The organism is Streptomyces sp. SID12501, assembly GCF_010550245.1.
Taxonomy (GTDB): domain Bacteria; phylum Actinomycetota; class Actinomycetes; order Streptomycetales; family Streptomycetaceae; genus Streptomyces.
Map to the genome: position 1 here is coordinate 1 of NZ_JAAGLU010000640.1, position 444 is coordinate 444.

General features: G+C 75.9%; 1 protein-coding gene. It reads right to left on the reverse strand.

Annotated features, from left to right (window positions below):
• Positions 1–86: 86 nt before the first annotated feature.
• A partial coding sequence (locus tag G3I71_RS47680) for a MarR family winged helix-turn-helix transcriptional regulator (protein WP_164325199.1) occupies positions 87–444 on the reverse strand: 358 nt, incomplete at its 5' end.

Here is a 444-nt window from a genome sequence, read left to right on the forward strand (position 1 = left end):
GGGGTGCCGCTCGGGTCGGTGCCCGGTGCGTCGCTCGGGGTCACGGGAGCCATGCAACACCCGATCGGGCGCGCGCCGACAGGGGGTCAGTCGCGCACGCGCTCGCAGGCGTCGATCACGAGCTGCGACGCGCGGCGCACCTCGTCGATCTGCTCGACCGTGAGGCCGAGCCGCTCGACCATCGTCGCGGGCACCTGCTCGGCGCGGGCGCGCAGGTCCCGGCCGGCGTCGGTGAGGTCGATGCGCAGCGCGCGCTCGTCGTCCTCGGCGCGCGTGCGCGTCACGAGGCCGAGGGCCTCGAGGCGGCGGACCAGCGGGGACGTGGTCGCAGGCTCGAGGTGCAGGTGGTCGGCGAGGTCGCGCAGGGACAGCGGCGCGTACTGCCAGAGCGCGAGCATCGCGAGGTACTGGGGGTGCGTCAGGCCCAGCGGCTCGAGCACCGGC